Source organism: Streptosporangium nanhuense, from assembly GCF_059358815.1.
This window is the reverse complement of record NZ_JCADBG010000141.1, coordinates 1-543: the sequence shown is the minus strand read 5'-3', so window position 1 is coordinate 543 and position 543 is coordinate 1. Positions and strand designations below refer to the sequence as shown.

Genomic DNA, 543 nt, shown 5'->3' with positions numbered 1-543 from the left:
CCCGCGTCGTCCGGAGGTGACGTGCCGGGGTTCATGATGGTCGGGATCCACCCGGAGACCGGGCAGATGTTCGCGGTAAGCAACAACGACCCGGTCGGCTGGGGCGCCACCCCCTCCCACGACGGCATGAACGCCGCCAACCACCTGTGCCAGACCCAGGCCCGCAACACCCCCGTCGAGGTCCTGGAGGCGAAGACCGGGATGTTCTTCGAGCGGGTGGAGATGCGTGAGGACTCCGGGGGCGCGGGGCGGTTCCGGGGCGGGGTGGGGTTGCGGCGTGACATCCGGTTCGTCGTGCCGGGGGAGTTCCTGTCGGTGATCAAGAAGACGCGGTCGCGGCCCTGGGCGCTGGAGGGCGGGCTGGAGCCCGAGCCGAACCAGGTGGTGGTCTTTCCCGGCACCGAGCGCGAGCACCGGGTGAGCACGAAGCGGACCAGGGTGGAGATCGGGGACCGGGTCACGTTGCTGACGGCCGGTGGCGGCGGGCACGGCGATCCGCGCGAGCGCGACCCCGACCTGGTCCGCCGCGACGTCGCCGAGGGC

At 72.2% G+C, this 543-nt stretch carries 1 protein-coding gene; it reads left to right on the top strand.

What is annotated here, in order from left to right; all coding sequences use genetic code 11:
• On the top strand, positions 1-543 hold a 543-nt coding region (locus tag AC5L38_RS44385), incomplete at both ends, for a hydantoinase B/oxoprolinase family protein (protein WP_495248854.1).